Below are 17,695 nucleotides of genomic sequence, written 5' to 3'. Positions count from 1 at the left end.
TGCTTTGAACGCTCTAAAAGCGAATGCCCGATAAGCTGCTGCTCAATCGGGCATTTACTGTCTGAAAACCGGTTTACGAATTACTTAGACACAGAAAACTCGAAATTCAACGTGTTTGGTCGATGTAACTTCCAAACAAAGTCTAAACCTATATCAGGATGTCCAACCACCACTTTATTGATCTCTTTTACGATACCGTCGTTTTTCAGTATTTGCAGCTGGACATTGTATTCACCCCCTAGTTCTGCAATATCAAAACTGACGACTTTTCCAGATAGTCTTTCGGAACCAATAGACCAAACAAAGCTCATATCGGACGAGGTTTCACCTGTTACTTCTAATTTAATCGTTCGATTGTGTTGGCTTGAGCTTACTTCAAAAGTAGAAATTGGATTATCTATTGTCAGCTCCGTGCTCACTGTAAACTCTGCACCTTCATTCACTACTAGCTTCAAGGCTGCAATATAGGTGTCTGAGTATTCATATGAATGTGAAACAGTTGGCGTTTCAGTTATCGCCGTCTCTCCATTGCCGAAATCCCAATGATATGTCAGGTTTTCCCCTAAATCCGCATGCTCAGAAGTAAATTGGCAAGTGCTGCCCTCAAGTAAGCAATCAATAGACAATTGAGGGTCATCTATGTATTCAAGTTGCAACGGCTCTTGTTTAATCACAATGCCACCCTTTTTCACAACATAGGAGATTTGATTTGGCTTTTTAGCAATTTCAATAACAGTTTCAAGCGCATCGTGTTGATACTCGACACCGTCTATTATCAACACTAGCTCATACCCTTCAGGGAGTGCTTCTCCAATATTGAATGTAAAGTTCATATTTTGTTGAGTGACATTAATGTCTAACTCTGGGGCCTCGTGTAACTCGATCGTTTCTTCATATGTGAACTGTACGGCACCGTCATCTACCAAGGTTAATACCGAAATTACATACTCACCATATGCCTCAAAATCGTACTCAAATGTAGATAAATCACTTCGCTCAATCGTTTCGCCATTAACTTCCCATCTATACTTAGCCCCCGTTAGTTCATTGTCGTAATTTAAATTAAGTTGACAGACAGTGCCATTTTGCGCACATTGCACGTTAAAGTTAGGTGCGTTCACTACGGTAACTTGCTGAGTAACACGATTTACCTCTTCGTCATCTCTAAGCAGAACTAAGCTCACTTCTGCACTTTGAGACATCTGCTTTGAAAAGGTGTAGCTGTCTGTGTCAAATTGCTCATCGTCAATTAACCATTTAAATGAATATGCATTGCTATATTGATGAGGAACGTCTAGGTTGATGGTGTCGTTAAACTGCTTGTATCCAAAACTTAGCGCTGGCGCGATATACTCTCCTTGTAAATAGGCAAACTTCACATCGATGGTTTGCGCTTCTGCTTCGCTTGTACAACTTGAAGTGCCATTTTGCTCCCCTACAACTAACCGAACTAAAGCTGGCCCTTGTTTTAATTCACCAAAGGGTTCCTTTGGTAATACGATTTCATTTGTTATGCCGGTTGGTAAAGCTATCTCCTCTGTATCAAAGTAACCATTCCGATCCAAATCAATATACGCCTTAACTTGCAACTGGCTGATATCTATAGGCAACTGAATTTTCAAAGGTGCTTGTGAGTATACTGCGTCGACAAGTCTGACATGTTCGTATCCCCCCGTTACTTCAAGAGCTTCTCCATTTACGGTGAGGCTATTTAGATGTGATGCGGCTGAGCTTTCAGGCTTGCAAATGGCTTGCTCAATGAGTGAGGCAATGCGATAGCTCTCTAACGTTGAGCCGTTGTTTAATTCTGCCTGCCAATACAACTCATGGTCGCCTTTACTTAGTGTGAACTCTCCTTTTGAGGCCTCCAACCAAGTTTTTTGAGTGTTGGGAATCCATTCTAACAAGGTCTCTTCGCCTTGGCGTATAATCAGTTTATCAACGGTATCGCCAGACAAACGTTCATCTGCGATATGATAAGAAACTTGTTCAAATAGACGCTCTATAGATACCTCTAAGGTGGTGGCCCGACTATCTTGTGGAATAAGTCCAACTCGCTTAGCCAGTGCCGCTATCTGTTGTTTGTCTTCATCATTCGCGACTTCGATTAGACATTGAGCAGCCTCTAGCATCCCCGTTGTTTCATTAAAGCAGGCAGTCATCGCCTTGATAACTAGCCCATAGGCTCTCTCAACATTCCACTCGTCGCTGGTCGCAATTAAATAGAATAGCTTGTTAAATGCCCCTGCCCTTTGATGCGAACCTGTCACACTTTCAAAGTCACGATAGTCATCGATACTAACTCCGTCTCGCCTTGGCTGCTTAAGAAACCTGGAATATGTATTTCTGATACGTGCATCCCAACCTATTGCCCAAAAGTACTCTTCCTGTGAAGATAATTTTGAAAACACGGGCGTATTTGTCCAATTAGACTCAGATGGATCTGAAAGCAGGTTTCTATAATAGTGGTCCTTCACTGCAATAGCGGTAATATCTGCAAAACTTTCATGTAAAGCACTTCTTTGTGATCTAGTGCCATCACTGTCTCCTATATCATCAACATTTGAAATGATGTTCCCCGTGTTCCACTCTAAAATAGCGTGACCGATCTCGTGTGCCACAATATCAATAGAACTCCCGTGTGGGAAAGGTGCGCCTCTAAAGCCACTGGCATAATTTGTAAACTCACCATCCCAACTACTTTGACTAATGTGTCCCGAATCAGCTCTTTGTTTAATAACATTCAGGCAATAGCTCCCACCTTCAGGGCATCGCTCATTTTGTTCTGGGTATAGGTTTGAGAAATGGTCGTAAACAACCTGTGCGGTTACACCTGCATAGAAGTGCGCATCATTTACTGCTTTAATTGCGCCTTTCGCCAAATAATATATGTAAGGACTGCCTTCAATGCCATGGCTCTCTGTCACTCCAGAAGAGCAGTCGTAGGCATGAGGTGTATTGCTGCTGCCATAATAAGTTTCCACTAAATTATTACTATATATACACTGCCCATTTTCTAATTTAACGACCATTGGATAACCAGAAAATTCAGAAAATGCCCCTTCTCCTGAGTTTCTGAAATACAGGTTACTGATTGTAGGTGCAATAGGAAAATATAATTGAGCTAGAGGGTGCTCATTGGGCAGTACTGTATTTTGACATTGTTCAGTCGACATATCAGGTGATTGATGACAATTGAGGCCCAGCTTATAATTACCTGTGGTTGTGGCAACCGCATAATAACTTTCTGAATGAGGCGAGATAAATGACGCCGTTGCATTAATATCGCCAGTCACCACAAGCGTAGACGCATCAAAGGTTATCACTCTTCTTTGTTTATTATTATCAACTAGCTCTAATTGATATACCGGAGATAAATTACCAAGCCTGTTTTTAGCGACGAACTGCTTTATATTCCTTAATTTTGACTTATCAACGTCATAGCGTTTAACGGCAGTTTCCTTCAAAGCCTCAATATCATGAGGGTACGCATTTGACATTGATTGACGACTCAATAGACTCAACTGCAATGTATCCGCTTGATGTAACGTGCCTGAAACAATTCTCCGATTAAAGCTCTTATCAACACGTAATACGATATCACTATTCAAAACTTTAATATCGCGCCAGTAAAGTGCGTAGTGCTCTAACTTGCTTTCTTGTGATATTGCTACCGATTTGATTTGCTTATAACTAAATGGAGATGAGTTATTAATCGCTTCCACACTTGATGAATCAGCAGGGAGTGAATGATTGATTTCATTTTGAAATTGATTTGATGATTGACTACTCGCTGCGGAGAAGCAAGCAAATAGTGCAACGACACTTCCTAGTATGCGCACTGCCTAGTCCTTATTTCATTAAGTTAACCTCTATTTTACACAACTAATTATTATGTTCTACAATCATTCCTTTAAAAAATACTTTTTATCTAGCACCCTGATTAATATCGGTGAATGCACAAGTAGATTAATCAGCTTTTTTAAATAATTAAATTAAAATAATACGCTTATATTTTCTCAATATAATCGCTTTGAATAAAAAAGCTGGCATAAAGCCAGCTTTTTTAAAGGGTTACCGGTTACTTAGTTTCTAAACTATTTAGGTAGTCAGCGTGCCACTCTTGAGGAATACGCTGTAATGCTTCTTCAACCGTTTCCTTGTGAGTTTCTAGCTCGTTTTCTGTTTGCATCGCTAAATCACCAACAGAAACACCATTAGCAAACATGACAAAAGTTTCGCCTGCGTCTTGCTTACCATTTACACGTGCGAGTTTAAGGTTATATACATTATCTTTGTAATCAACCTTCTCGAACTTAGTGATTTTAGCAGGACCTTTTGCAGTTTGAATTACATCACCTTCAGCGACGTTCAATGCCCATACAGCCTTACCACCTTCACGCACTAGAGGGTGAGATTCAGTTAGGGTAAGTGTTTGGCCATGCTCAGTAGTTAGTTTAACCATAGGTAAGTGCTCTACACCCACAGATACATCAACAACTTTAAGTACTTCAGTATTGTCTGGTTCAAACTCACTTGCACCAAGTACAAGATCACCAACATTGAATGTTTCAACTGCTTTCGACTGTTTATTTGGCATCAAGATCTGCGTGCCTTTTGCTAAACAACTGAAAGAGAACTGAAGTGGCGCTTGGTCATAACGAGCCATATCTTTTGGTAATTCAGGCGCTTCTTCTGATGCGATGATGTAAGAAGTATAACCAGTAATATAATCATACTCTTCCTGCGTCGCACCGAAGTAAGTCATTGCGTCTTGTAAGTTACCCATCCAGTTTACTTCAAGAGCAATGTTCATGATCCAGTATGCATCGGCGCGGCGTTGGAAAATACCTGGACGTGCGAATAATGCTGCTTCACGAGGAATATCCCAGCTCAACGTTGTTACTGGCGACCAAGTCGCTTGGTCAAAACGATAGTCAATTGTGAAATACTGCTCAAATTTCGCTTTCATGTTTGCATTGTGCAGCGATAACTTATCGTGGAAAGCTTCTTTTGATTGGATCATCACATCTGTAGGTGGCACATTTTGTGCCGCTAGCACATCATCCTCTTCAAATAAAACACGAGAAATGTATGTTGGTAATGTGATGCTACCTTTAAATGGAATTGTTACGTGTGGAATATTATTGTAATCACCACCCGCTTGGACCATTGGGTAGTCACAATCTCCGTAGTCACGGTTCAAACAAACCATGATAACGCCGTCTTGACCCGCAACATTCTTTTTGTTTGCGTCTGCTTTACGGAAATCTTTTGGATGATCGACAACATGTTGGAATGCGTCAACTTGCGCAATACCAACACCAGCGGCTGCTTCAGCGAAATCAGCTTTAGCCATAACCATTGGTGCATTCGCAGGGCGATTGTTAACTGGCAAACCAAGCTCTTTTGCTAACATGCCTAAGATTGCATGTTTGTCATACTTAACATCAATCTTTTTCAGAACCTTAGTACCATCTGCAAACATAACGTAAGCAGTACCTTTACCATAAACCTCTTTTGCGCGCTTAACATGCTCGTATGCGCTTTCAACTGTCGCTTCACCACCTAATACTTTACGGTTCAAGTTCGCTCCACCATCACCAAAGAAACGTGCAGTTTGTTGAGTTGTGATTTGCTCACCTTTCTCATTAACTAATTTGATAGATAGTACCGTCAGGTTCGTTGCTTTTGGTTCAGCATTTAACAAACGAATTTTGAACAGTTTAGAAGCACCTTCACCAACAATGTTGAAACCTAGGTGGCTAAAGTAAGACTCTAGTTCAGCTTCCGTTGTATCACTACTATTATAACTTCTTACAAAACGCGCATCTTGCACATCAATTTTTGCTTGAGGAGTATGAAGCTCTTTGAAAAGCTGTGGACTGTTTTTATCATTCCAACCAGCTTCTTTGAAAATTTTCTCCATCTCAGCAATTGCTTCTTTACTATCTGGGTCTACATACTGAACACCATCTTGTACATTAAGACCTTGAACGATAGGCGTGCTTACTTTTTTAGTTATTGGTTGTTCGAACGCAGCGACAGATCCAAATGCCAATGCCGAACTAACAGTAAGCGCTAAAAAGCTAAGTTTCATTTTATTCTCCTTAATTTATATATTACTTCACTATTTTAAATTGCATGCTGTCCGCACCTTCTTGCGGAACGCATGGTACTGCTGAACTACCTTGTTCGTCCGTGTATGCAACAACACAAACGTTTACTGACTTACTTGATAAACTCAATTTTGAGCCATATTTATTTCTTTCATGTGCTTCATATACACCATTTTTATTTTCGTCTATCCAGAACTCCATTCTGATGGACGAATTTGCGCTACTTGTCGCATCGACCTCAATCTTATTAACACATCCTCTGCTGTAGTCATATGCGTGATTTATAGTGTGATTATCACGTATTCCTCGTATCGTTTTCGTTGTCCAGCAACTATTCCACCAGCCGTATTTCATCGTTACATCAAGGCTGTTAATGGTTACCACCTCAGGTGGCGTCACGTCTTCAAGTACAATGGTCTGTTTAATGGTATGGATCGCGCCATTGGGTAAGGTTAAAGCCATATAAATATCATGTGTGCCAAATTGGGCGAATGTATAATCCCAAGGACCAGACATATCCTGCGGCTGATGCCAAACACGCTCAACATTCCAACGTAAATCCGAGATATTTAGCGTGCCCAACTGAGGTGTAAGCGTGACTTTTAGAGGGTCATCTTGAGACACGTTTACATCGAAAGAAACGCCATCAGGTAATGATTCCACATAAACACGGTTAGTCGCCGTAAATCGTGCATTTACGCTATCCAAATACAAATCTAAGGTGACATCAAATTGACCGTATTCTCGATAATCAAACGCGAATGTTTCATTTGTATAACGCGTCGTTTGAGTATTGGAGCTGTCTCCGAAACTCCACAAGTAACGCGGCGAAGCCGTCAGAACATCATGTTGTACAGAGAATTGGCATTGAGTCTGCTGGACGGTACAGCTGAAGCTTAATCGTGGTGATGCTACAGGTGTTACATCTTGCTCGGTAGTTTGAACCACTTGACCATTTGATAGCAGATCTACACGTACCGTGGTTGTTTCCGTCATCTGGCGCGTGATTGCAGCCGTATCTTGGGCAACTTGTTGGCCATTGAAGTACCAGTTATACGTTGGGTTTTCTACACCGGTGCTCGATGCCGTCAACGTCATTGAGTCATTCACTTGCTGATGTGTAAACTCTACCGTCTTGATATCACTACCTTGCACAAAGTCTACAAGCAGATCCACAACTTGCCCTGTCGCAGTTTTCGCACAGCCACTTTGTTTTGCATCGTCAATTCGGATACGAAGCAACATTGGACCCGCAGCTATATGCTGGAAGTTGCTGAAGTCAAAATTAACCTCAGTGGTTACATTACTCTGTGATAACAGCAGCTCGTTACTAAGTAGATCGGTCTTCTCTTCAAAAACGCGATTGCGATTGAAGTCAGCATACACATTTACATGACGATTATTTAATTGTGCATCAAATTGAGCCATAAACTGGTTTAACGAATAAACTGGCTGCTGCAATGAAGCAAATGTATAGCCCGAGTTTGCAATCACACTTTGACCGTTCACCGTTAAACTGGAAAGTGCAAGGCCAGCTGTCTCAGGGACACACCTTGGCGTGTCAGCACCGTAGACAATGCGATAGGCATTCTTTTCTTGCCCGTTTGTCAATCTTACCTTTAGCTCAATGACACTTTCACCGCTGTCTAACATCACGTGACTGCTTTTCACTGATGAGTAGCTTCCTTGACCGGTATTCTTGGTCCAGTCTACTTGGGCAACACCGTTAACTAGCACTTTTAGAGTATCAACCTGACTGTTGCTAAAGCTACGATCTGTAATCTCGTATTTTGCTTCGTCTAATAGTCTCGTGACATCAAACTGCAAGTTATTAACCCCTGAGTTGCTTGGTGTCACACCAACTTGCTGTAGTAATGTGCTAACTAAAACAGGATCATTCGCTTGTCTCACTAAACAGTAACCAGCATGATCGATGTCGCTATTTGAATTGAAACACTGCTTTGCTGCGCTAAGTACTAATTTGTATGCTTTTTCAATATCCCAACCATTCTGATTGCTCAGAAGATAGAAAAATTTACTAAGTACACCTGACTTCTGATGCGGACCCGATGCTTCCTCGATATCTCGGTAATCATCAACACTGATTAGATCAAATCTAGGAAAGTTGATGTATCGAGAAGGCGTACCATTAAAGTTACGATCGGCTGCAAACCACCATTTTTTCGCTTGGTCATTTTGCCATGACTGTCCAAACGGCGTGTCTTGGAAAGCATCTGCCGTGGGCTGTAAATGTTTGAAAAAATAATCGCGCGCTGCAAGTGTCGTCATATCTGAAAACGCTTCATGTACAGCTGATTGTTCACCACCACTGTATTGTAAATCACTATTCCACGTTAACAGTGCGTGGCCAATTTCATGGGATACGATATCGAATGAGCTACCATGTGCAAACTGACCAAAAGCATTACCACCCGCAGCCAAATTCACATAAGTTCCATCCCAACTACTGCTATAAGTTTGACCATCGACAGAATAATTAACTCGAAGCTGCATTTGGTTAATACAGTACTGAGCATCCCAAGCAGGACATAAGGATGTTTGTTCTGGATACAACTCAGACAAATAATCCACGGCCATCTGCATTGTTATGCCGGCGTATAAGTGGGCATCGTTTTGTGGCTGAAAAGCGCCGCTGACAATGTACTTGTAAAGCATATTACTGTCGTCATAGCTCTCTTCATTGCCATTTGGACAATCATATGAGTAAGTCGTAAATTCTTCAGGCGCAACATTTCGCTCCGCGATGATGGTATTTACCAACTCATTGCGTAAATAACATTTACCTTGGTCGACTTCCACCACCATTGGGTATCCCTCGAACGCGGCAAATGATTTCGACTGAGCGTTACGATAGACAATATTATTGGTCGTAGGCGGTGTAGGAAATTGTGCATCAATTCTTGGATTAGTTGGCGGCACAAATTGGCTGCATTTATCAGCTTTATTGGTTACCAAATCAGTACCCGGCGCATGAACACAATTGATGCCCATGGTCGCGTTACCTGTAAATGCAGGCACAGCTTGGTATTGAGTAGCTAGTGCAGGCAGAGCGGCAATCGCCAAGCTCGCAGCACAAGTTAGGTGTTTCACACTATTCTCCTTGTAGAATATTTTAAAGCGGTTGTTCTGATATAACCGTGACTTGTTTTGTTGTTAAGTTAAGTAAGAACTGGGCAAAATATCCCTGCCTAATTCGCTCATACAAAATAAATTCAACATTTTTTAAATGGTAAGTGGCGTTACTCGTTTGCAATGTGACACCGTTGTCAAAAGTAGTCCCATAATGAACTTGAAAAGTATCTCCAGAACGGTCATCGGCTATGACGCCTGCAACAAAGCGGTCGACGCCTTCAGCAAGGTCTACATTTACTGTGCTTCCTGGCGTAACGGTTTGAATTTCTAGGACGTTTGGCTTTGAGTTCCCTACGACTGATTGCACATTTCGAAGCTCTGAAATACGCATCAGTATTGATGCATCGTTTTCAAAGTGAATTGCATCATTGCCTGAACCACCATCTACCAAATCCACTGGTAATTTGAGTTTGATCGTGTCATTGCCATTGCCACCGTAGTACTCTCCAGCGCCCGAATGCGCAATCAGGACGTCATCGCCTTCTTCGCCAAAAAGCTTATCTTGCCCTTCTGTACTTTTGAGCGTATCGTTCCCCTCGCCGCCCAACAGCGTCTCGTTACCGTGCGAATCGTAGAGGTGATCATCCCCTTTTCTGCCTTCAATACGAGAAATGCCATAGACGGGGATAAGTTGATTGTTTTGGTCATTGCCCGCTAAGACTTCGACACCTTCAATCTGTGTCGTCAGCGCGATAAGATTTAACCCACCACTTACTTGGATTGTGTCTGTACCTGGGCCGCCATATATTTGATGTCGATTAAACCCAGCATCATCCAGCATAAATGTGTCATCACCATAGCGACCATCCATTAAGTCTATGCCTGGTGAGTTATAAAAAGTGTCATTTCCCCAATCTCCATCGATTAGGTCGTCGCCGTTTTGACCATACAGGTGGTCATCACCGTCACCGCCAGAAATGACATCGTTTCCATCACCGCCATATAGCTTGTCGTCGCCAAAATTACCGTAGACGTAATCAACGCCACTGCCGCCATCAAGCGTGTCATTACCGTCGTCTCCAAAAAGATGATCATCGTTTGCACCACCATAAAGACTATCGGCACCCTCACCACCTTCTAACGTGTCATTGCCAGACTCGCCATACAGCTTGTCGTCCCCATGATCGCCAAATAGCTCATCATCATGGTTACCGCCGTAAAGAAGGTCCTTACCATCCCCTCCCCACAACTTGTCCTTTCCATCGCTTCCTAGTAACTCGTCTTCACCTGCACCACCGTAGAGTAAGTCGGCACCAATGCCACCATCCAAGTAGTCATTTCCTATAAAACCCGGACTTTCATCACCTCTTAAAATGTCATCTCCACTTTCCCCAAAGAGCGTGTCATCTCCGTCTCCTCCTTTGAGTTCATCATTGCCAGATCCCCCTTTCAGAGTGTCAATTCCCTCTCCTCCTGATAGTAGATCCTTTCCTTGTCCACCAAATAATTGGTCGTTTGCGCTGTCTCCGTATAGTTTGTCATCGCCTTCATCGCCATGAACAACATCATCACCTTGACCGCCACGTAAATTGTCATTGTCTTGACCACCAAACAAAGTATCCGCGCCGCTCTCACCGACCATGGTATCTTCGCCACTGCCACCGATGAGTTCATCATCTCCCTCACCTGCGATCAGAATGTCGTTACCTTGACCACCATCTAATTTATCATTGCCTGCATATCCAATGATTTCGTCAGTGCCATTAGTTCCAACGAGGGTATCATCGCCATCCGTACCTTCAATCACACCCTGAACGGTGATCGCGCTGACATAATTGTTAACTAACCTAACATTGCGGGTATACACATAAGGCGTTTGACTTATTTCAAATGGCAGTTGCTCCAAACTCCTCGGAAGACCCGGATCTATTGCCACTGTGGCGAGTGTTAACATAACTATCGACATAATTATTTACTCCACCGTTTGGTCAATATTTCGAACTAACAGCATAGCTGGGCCACTGCGACTGATCGCCCACGGTACGAGCTGTGTACTCGCGGTGCTAAGTGCCAATAAACCAGCTGAACTCCCACTCGATGCGGTTGTTGAAGTCCAAACATAGTTAAGTCGATCTGGCAGCTGCATAACGAGCTTGGCATTGTCAGCTTCGCAGTCATGCGCAAATAAACTGGCTAACTCTTTGACATTGGGTAACCGCCAATCACTGTGCCCTGCAATTGTGACGCTTGTCGCTACTTCTAATGCCTGCTTACCCGTCAATGAAAACCCGCTTTGACTGTCGCTAAGACAGGCTTTTGTTGTTGGGTCTATGACACAGTCCATCCACATCAATCGATGCTTATTATCAAGCAAGACTTGATTGTCTGCTTTATCAAATCTTATTGGTGCATCATTGGTACAGCTGGCATTTGCAATTGCCTGTCCACTCACTATTACACCTAAAATGAAAATCAACTTATCCATGTTTATTGCTCCGCTACCAGTAAAAATTGCGCATTTTCTTCCACACTTTTCCAAGTACCATTGAGTTCTTCGCCGTAAATTAAAAGCGTGTAGTATTTCTGATCTTTTGTGGCTGATGTTCTTAAGTTCAGTACACTTTGTGTGTTTGCTAATTCATCGTTACTCAACCAAGCAAGTGTCGAGTTTGTCTGGTTAATGCTTAACACTGATAAAGCTTGGTTAATGCTAGGCAACTGCCAATCTTGTTTACCGCAGAGGCCTCTGGCATTTAAGTCTTGAATAACTGCATTAATTGAACAATTAGAGCCCATGCAGTTCGCATCTTCCAAAGGTAGCTTTTGATCTAACGGGAACACGTCAGCAGATTTTAGTAGCCATGTCAGTCCTGAGACATTGTCATGTAGGCAATGCGCGTCGGCCGCAAAGTTCTCAACAAAATGACCTTGTTCATTTAAAAATATGAAATCAAATCCATCAGGTCCGCTGCCTAACTTTATTAAGTTCGATACAGCATCTCTGCCGTGTTGCGCATCAAGACCTTGCAGTACGCTGTTAGAAGATTGGCTATACCAATTGTCGCCATCATCAATTAGCCTCTTGTCTCCCGTATCATTTAAAACTTTAGGTTGGAAGGTATTCAGTTGGGTGTCATGCGAAATCGATACTCCGTTACCCAGATCCAATTCCAGTTCAAACTGATACGCTTGAGGCGACCCCTGAGCAACAAAGTTGGGCGCTAATGTCGTGCTATCTTCTAATGTGACATTACTGCCAAGGCGTTGGTACCAAGTTATATTGCGTATAAATGACATCGGTACATTGACGCTCGCTATCAGTGGCACTTTGCTTTTCGCATAACGCTTCGTTGCATGTTCAAAAGTAATTACGGGCAATTGTTTGATATTTATTTCTATGACTTGCTCATTTGAATTGCCATGTATGTCGGCGGCGATTAGTTTCAAGCTCGCCATATCGTTTGTGTCAGAACTCGCGGTAAGCTCGAACTCCCCTTCAGCTGTTTTCTGGACTTGCACCAGCGCTGGAGTCAAGTTATCTAACCTGAAATCAAACATTTCTTGTTCAGGTTCAGACACATTAACAATCAATTTGGTTTTTTCTGTATCCCATAATGTTGCTGTCGATAGCTGATGTGACAATTGCGGGGGTAGATTAGGCTTAATAGTGATATCAAACTCTTTTTCTAATACTGCTTGTTGGTCGTTTGTTGTTATTTCTACTTTGACCGCAAGTGTTGCCTTTGACGCAACTTCTAGGTTTTGTGCCAATAGCGCTACATTATTTGTTGTTTCATTTTGTAATGTAATTGAACTCGCAATTGGCGGCGTGACGACTCGCCAGTTGTAATTAATTTGTGCATCAACAGGAAGGTTGCTGACTTTAGCTTTAATCCCTCCACTGATGAGTGCCGTATAAGCGGTATCAAACTCTAGCGATAGCTCCGGTTGAGGTAAAGTAACTCCGAGAGAGACGTTTTTCGTTTGCACGTACTGCCACCCATTTTGTACGTATACCGCATTAACCAATAATGCATCCGACCCTGAGTAGCGCTTATTAACCTTTAAAGTTACCGTATCGCCATTTGGTGTTACCTTTAGGCCCCGGTCATTGCCAAATTCATCTGCGATTACCCAGTCTACACGTGTGCCAGCTGGTAATCCCATTATTGTATAGTCGGCTGATTGGCCCTTACTTAGTTTTGCTGGCCCTTGTATCGTTACGTCTACTGGTTGAGGTTTATTCTGCTTGACCTCAATTTCTAGATCAGCAATATCATAGTTCCATCCGTCAACACCAAAAGCACGTATAAAAATATACGAATCTGCACTCGCAGGACTTAAAGCAAGTTGTAGTGTTTGTTGCTTATCCCCTGTCGTATATATTTCGCCGTTGAAAAACGATTGTTGCCATTCAATCTGCTGGTACTTTTCACTGTCAACCACGTTGAACATGACTGCTTCACCAGGCTGGATATATTTAGGCCCATGGACTTCTAATGCTTGGACTTGAAAACCCAAAGCAAGCACAAGCGGAAGCCATAAATGCTTCATACACATAGAACTTTCCTTATTAAAACCTGAAATATAAGTAGAAGCTGCGCGGCAGCTTCTACTATTTTGGTGGGAATTGACTTAGTTAGCCTTGAAAGTTAGGTACTTGTCTTTCGGGATATAAGTGATTTCGTTAGAACGCTCAGTGTAAAAGCGGCTCTTATCACTATAAAATCTGCTGTAGTTACGACGATTGTCCAGAGTACCGACTACCCAACCAATCGCACAACCCCAAGGACCGAAGCTACAACCAACTTGTTTTGCAGCGTCTGACCACGCTTGGTGTTCTGCATCATTTAGAGGTGCAGCAGTGATACGAGGATAAACACTGTCCATTACACCGAATGCAATTCTGCGCATGATTGCTTCTTTAACAGTCGCTTTCATGTCCTCATCCCAGTACTCGCTGAAAGGAGGGTTGATGAAGTTAACTTCGAAGTCTTGCGTGTTTTTAGTCCACTCATGGAAGCTGCTCTTACGTTTCTTCCAGAATAGGAAACCACTTGACTTGTTAGAAGTCATACGGCTGATGATGCTATGCGCTTTGTATTTAGCTTCATAACCAAATGGTACTTCGATCAACCATTGTAAACGGAGTGAAGGCTGAATATATGTATCCATTTTAGCCGCAAGCTCACTTTCCGTTACGCCATCATTCTTAAGCTTACAAGCACCGTGAAGGTTTGTCGCAATACTTGCGCTTGAAGAACCGAAACTACCGTATACTAGTGCATCAACGTCGTTCGGATTGATGTTATTCATGTACGCGCCTTCTTCGGTAGATTTCTCTTCACCGTTGTAGTTTTCGTACAAGTTATCAAACCCTTTTGGCTTATAGCTTATAAGCTGTCTAGGAAGTGTCACGCTATGAATTGGCGTGATGTTGTTCAATGCAGAATCACCAGTACTCGCATATGCTGGGCTCATGTTAAGAACAAACTCAGCCGCAACCAATGGCATTGGTCTCCAAGATGTAAGCTGTGGAATATTCGTGTTTAAGCGACGAATGCTTTCAACATGCGCATCATAATCAAGCTGATAGATGATTTTGGTATTCGCACCATACATAGTCGCTAATTCAATGTAGTTTTCTTTGGCGCGCTGCTCAATATTATCAGCATAAGTTTCATAGCGCATAACGCGCTCGTCGATCTCAAAAATCTGCTCTTCAAGACCATCAATCTCAGCAACTAAACGATCAATTTTGTACAAAGAGATATTATTGGCTGAACGATAGTCATCATAGATACGTTTTGCTTCGTAATATGCATCTTCAGTCGCATAACGTGCATCAAGACATTCTTGCGCTGACATAGCGCCGCCTCTTAAACAGCCACTGTACGCACTGAAACGGTTTGTGTATTCAAGTAAAGCCATTTCGTATGACTGCTTAAATACGCCGTATTGCCAGTAATCAATCTGAGCTTTTAGTGCTGTAAGCTCAACGTTTGATTGAATTTTCGCATCAACTAGAGGTTCTCCATCTAGCTGAAGTTGAAATGCTTTTTCACGCCAAACTTTAGAGCGAGTCTGAGAAGAGTCAAACTCTGATTTAGCGTAATCAAGGTTACTACAAAACGAAATACCCTGTGTTTCCACATATCCGCCAAGCGATGCCGTCCCCAAATCAGGTGGAGCAACATAAGCCGTTTTACAATTTTGGCTAAACATTACATCTGCACCACCTGTGTTCACTGTACTACCAAACGAGCAATCTTCACGCAGGCTAGGTAGTGCCATTGAAGTTGCTGGAATTGATAGAACCGCCAGTGCTAAAATAGATTTTTTCACTGTATTCATCCTTATATTAGTATTAAGCGAGTCCTTGGACCCAATGTAGTGATTTACTGAACTTCATGTTCATTTTTTACTGCATTTGTCATCGCATCGATTTCTCGTTGCCATTCCTTCCTTGATTCTCTTCTTTTTTCTAATGTTTCAGCGACGGTACTGCGAACATAGTTCAAGTCTTCTTCGTAGGCATTTTCGCCATACTTTTCATCAAACTCGGCTTCAATCCTTTTGAGATCTAGTTCACCAATACGCTTAATTACTTTGTTAAGGTGGGTATAAGTACGCTTAAGCGACGCTATATCTTGCTCACTCAAGTTACTTTGATTGATCATTTCAACTGCTTGGTTTTTTTCGAGCTGCTCTCGAATAAAGTCATATTCTCTCTCTAGCTCTCTGAGATCATGCAACTCTTCTAGCGGGCGTAGTGGAAAGTCAAATACAGAAGCTTCACTATCCACAGAAGCTAAATCTGACACCTCAGCTTGCAAAAGTTGCCCAGCTTTTGCTGACACCTCTGGTTCACTGTTCGTTTCAGTTTTTGCATTTGACGTTTCTAAAGATGGTTCATCATTTAGCCTAGAAATCTCATTTTTTAAATTGTTATTACTGGCTGAATAATAATTTTCATAGCCAATCCATGCTGTGATTACAGACGATACTACTACAACAGATACCACATATGATTTAACTTTCACCGCTCACTCCTTGAATCATCCCAGACATCATTTATGAGAATTAAAAATTTAATATGTTATTTTTTGAGTAAATTGCCTAACAAATTATAAACATTACTTTCGACCTCAGATCAACCTTTTTATCCACTTTTTTTCACTTTTGATTTACACAATTAAAATAATATAAACTTAATTTTTGTTTAATTGCTGTGAAACACCCTTGTAAAAATTGTGTGTAAAAGTTGTCGACTAGCTCAAAAATTACGGATAACATGCACATCAGAGAAGGAATTAAGGAATATAAAATGACCATGAAACGGAACTTTTGTACTAGATTAGTATTATTGGGTACAATCGTATGCACTCCATACACACTTGCTGAAAATCTAACTTATCAGTGGGATTTTGGTGATGGAAATACCAGTACAGAAGACAACCCAAATCACCAATACGCAACCCCTGATTTTTATACCGTTACGCTAAAAGCCTTTGCAGATAAAAGTTTAAGTTATAGTAAACAGTATGAAGTTGACGCTGTAACGCCTGCGATAAAGTCACTCACACTCAATCTTCCTGAACAAATAGAGCAAGGAAAAAGTACGCATATATCGGTGAACTTAAATTCAACTTACGATCTTAATCTAGATTACAAATGGACTTTTCCTAATAACAAAGTAGTAATGGGAAAAAGTTCTGAGGTGGTATTTCAAGATAGCGGCGACACGCAAATTGCACTGACCGCTTATTTCAAAGATCGCCCCATTTCGGAGCAGAACATTACGATTAATGTTTTAGCTGCACAAGAGCCGGATAAAACAACGCCTCCGAAACAAGATGAGGGGAGCTCTGGAGGTTCATTTTTTTGGATAAACTTGTTACTGATAGGACTTTTGAGAATTCGAGTTTCAGTCAAATAACGCTATTTTGGGCGCGACATTTGGCGCGCCGATTGAAAGTACGGCGCACCGTATTTACCAGATAACCATCAAAGGTTTTCTTTAGTAAACGCTTTGTCCATTTTTTCAAACATATCACTGAGTAACTTAGCAAGCTCCCGATATGTCGGCTTTCTTGCGCAAATGGAGCCTTCATAACCATTAGCCACCATTTTTTGGTATAAATCTCTGTACCAACTTGATAAAGCTGGATTTAATGAAGTCTCACAGCGTTTACCCAACCATAATAACCCTTGAACAGGCAAAGTTAAAAAAAACAGCGCAATCGCAATAGATTGAGGTAAATAGTCCATCCCTAGTTGACTGGTCTGTAAAAACACGGTGAATAGCGCAAGAACAGGCATTGTTTGAAGTGCCAATTCAGTTGCTTTAATAACCCTAAATTCAGGAAACAAAGGCGCTAACTCTTTACGCATTGGCCACTCTTTGGCGTATTGACGACCCAGTTGCACTTGTGAAATAAGACTTTTCTGCATCATAACTCCTAGGTGCTAACTTTTATCTA

Annotated in this window: 10 protein-coding genes; 1 reads left to right on the top strand and 9 read right to left on the bottom strand. The window is 41.8% G+C overall.

Translation table 11 applies throughout. The features are described 5' to 3' along the window. Positions 1 to 80: 80 nt before the first annotated feature. The 8 genes from A7985_RS02725 to A7985_RS02690 all read right to left on the bottom strand — a co-directional run bounded on the left by A7985_RS02725 (position 81) and on the right by A7985_RS02690 (position 16,255). Positions 81 to 3,842, bottom strand: a complete 3,762-nt coding sequence (locus A7985_RS02725) for a PKD domain-containing protein (protein ID WP_065788892.1) — start codon at positions 3,840 to 3,842, stop codon at positions 81 to 83. 239 nt (positions 3,843 to 4,081) lie between these two features. Further along, positions 4,082 to 6,100, bottom strand: coding sequence for a Hint domain-containing protein (locus A7985_RS02720; RefSeq protein WP_065788891.1), 2,019 nt, complete (start codon positions 6,098 to 6,100; stop codon positions 4,082 to 4,084). Positions 6,101 to 6,122: 22 nt separating this feature from the next. After that, positions 6,123 to 9,230, bottom strand: coding sequence for a M4 family metallopeptidase (locus tag A7985_RS02715; RefSeq protein ID WP_065788890.1), 3,108 nt, complete (start codon positions 9,228 to 9,230; stop codon positions 6,123 to 6,125). Positions 9,231 to 9,252: 22 nt separating this feature from the next. Next, on the bottom strand, positions 9,253 to 11,178 hold the full coding sequence (locus tag A7985_RS02710) for a calcium-binding protein (RefSeq protein WP_065788889.1): 1,926 nt from the start codon (positions 11,176 to 11,178) through the stop codon (positions 9,253 to 9,255). 6 nt (positions 11,179 to 11,184) lie between these two features. Further along, a complete protein-coding gene (locus A7985_RS02705) occupies positions 11,185 to 11,697 on the bottom strand; it encodes an Lcl C-terminal domain-containing protein (protein ID WP_065788888.1) in 513 nt (170 codons plus the stop codon). Positions 11,698 to 11,699: 2 nt separating this feature from the next. Continuing rightward, on the bottom strand, positions 11,700 to 13,766 hold the full coding sequence (locus A7985_RS02700; RefSeq protein WP_176716673.1) for a DUF1566 domain-containing protein: 2,067 nt from the start codon (positions 13,764 to 13,766) through the stop codon (positions 11,700 to 11,702). Positions 13,767 to 13,847: 81 nt separating this feature from the next. Next, positions 13,848 to 15,557 (bottom strand): hypothetical protein, encoded by a 1,710-nt coding sequence (locus tag A7985_RS02695; RefSeq protein ID WP_065788886.1) that lies wholly within the window; start codon positions 15,555 to 15,557, stop codon positions 13,848 to 13,850. A gap of 53 nt (positions 15,558 to 15,610) precedes the next feature. Next, complete coding sequence (locus A7985_RS02690; protein WP_065788885.1) at positions 15,611 to 16,255, bottom strand: hypothetical protein; 645 nt, start codon at positions 16,253 to 16,255, stop codon at positions 15,611 to 15,613. 284 nt (positions 16,256 to 16,539) lie between these two features. On the opposite strand from A7985_RS02690, the gene A7985_RS02685 reads away from it, so the two are divergent. Further along, positions 16,540 to 17,151 carry a PKD domain-containing protein gene (locus tag A7985_RS02685; protein WP_065788884.1) on the top strand — a complete coding sequence of 204 codons (612 nt, stop codon included), beginning with the start codon at positions 16,540 to 16,542 and terminating at the stop codon, positions 17,149 to 17,151. Between the two features lie 68 nt (positions 17,152 to 17,219). Here the strand turns inward: A7985_RS02685 and yfbV are convergent, their stop codons facing one another. Then, on the bottom strand, positions 17,220 to 17,666 hold the full coding sequence (yfbV, locus tag A7985_RS02680; protein WP_065788883.1) for a terminus macrodomain insulation protein YfbV: 447 nt from the start codon (positions 17,664 to 17,666) through the stop codon (positions 17,220 to 17,222). Positions 17,667 to 17,695 lie beyond the last annotated feature (29 nt).

The organism is Pseudoalteromonas luteoviolacea, from assembly GCF_001696455.1.
Classification (GTDB): domain Bacteria; phylum Pseudomonadota; class Gammaproteobacteria; order Enterobacterales; family Alteromonadaceae; genus Pseudoalteromonas; species Pseudoalteromonas luteoviolacea_C.
The sequence above is the reverse complement of the archived record's forward strand: the minus strand, read 5'-3'. Positions and strand labels throughout refer to the sequence as shown.

Bases quoted from the DNA above. Each gene is read 5' to 3' on its own strand.
- A7985_RS02700 (WP_176716673.1), bottom strand. From the start codon at position 13,766: ATGAAGCATTTATGGCTTCCGCTTGTGCTTGCTTTGGGTTTTCAAGTC.
- A7985_RS02710 (WP_065788889.1), bottom strand. From the start codon at position 11,178: ATGTCGATAGTTATGTTAACACTCGCCACAGTGGCAATAGATCCGGGT.
- yfbV (WP_065788883.1), bottom strand. From the start codon at position 17,666: ATGCAGAAAAGTCTTATTTCACAAGTGCAACTGGGTCGTCAATACGCC.
- A7985_RS02685 (WP_065788884.1), top strand. From the start codon at position 16,540: ATGACCATGAAACGGAACTTTTGTACTAGATTAGTATTATTGGGTACA.
- A7985_RS02720 (WP_065788891.1), bottom strand. From the start codon at position 6,100: ATGAAACTTAGCTTTTTAGCGCTTACTGTTAGTTCGGCATTGGCATTT.
- A7985_RS02705 (WP_065788888.1), bottom strand. From the start codon at position 11,697: ATGGATAAGTTGATTTTCATTTTAGGTGTAATAGTGAGTGGACAGGCA.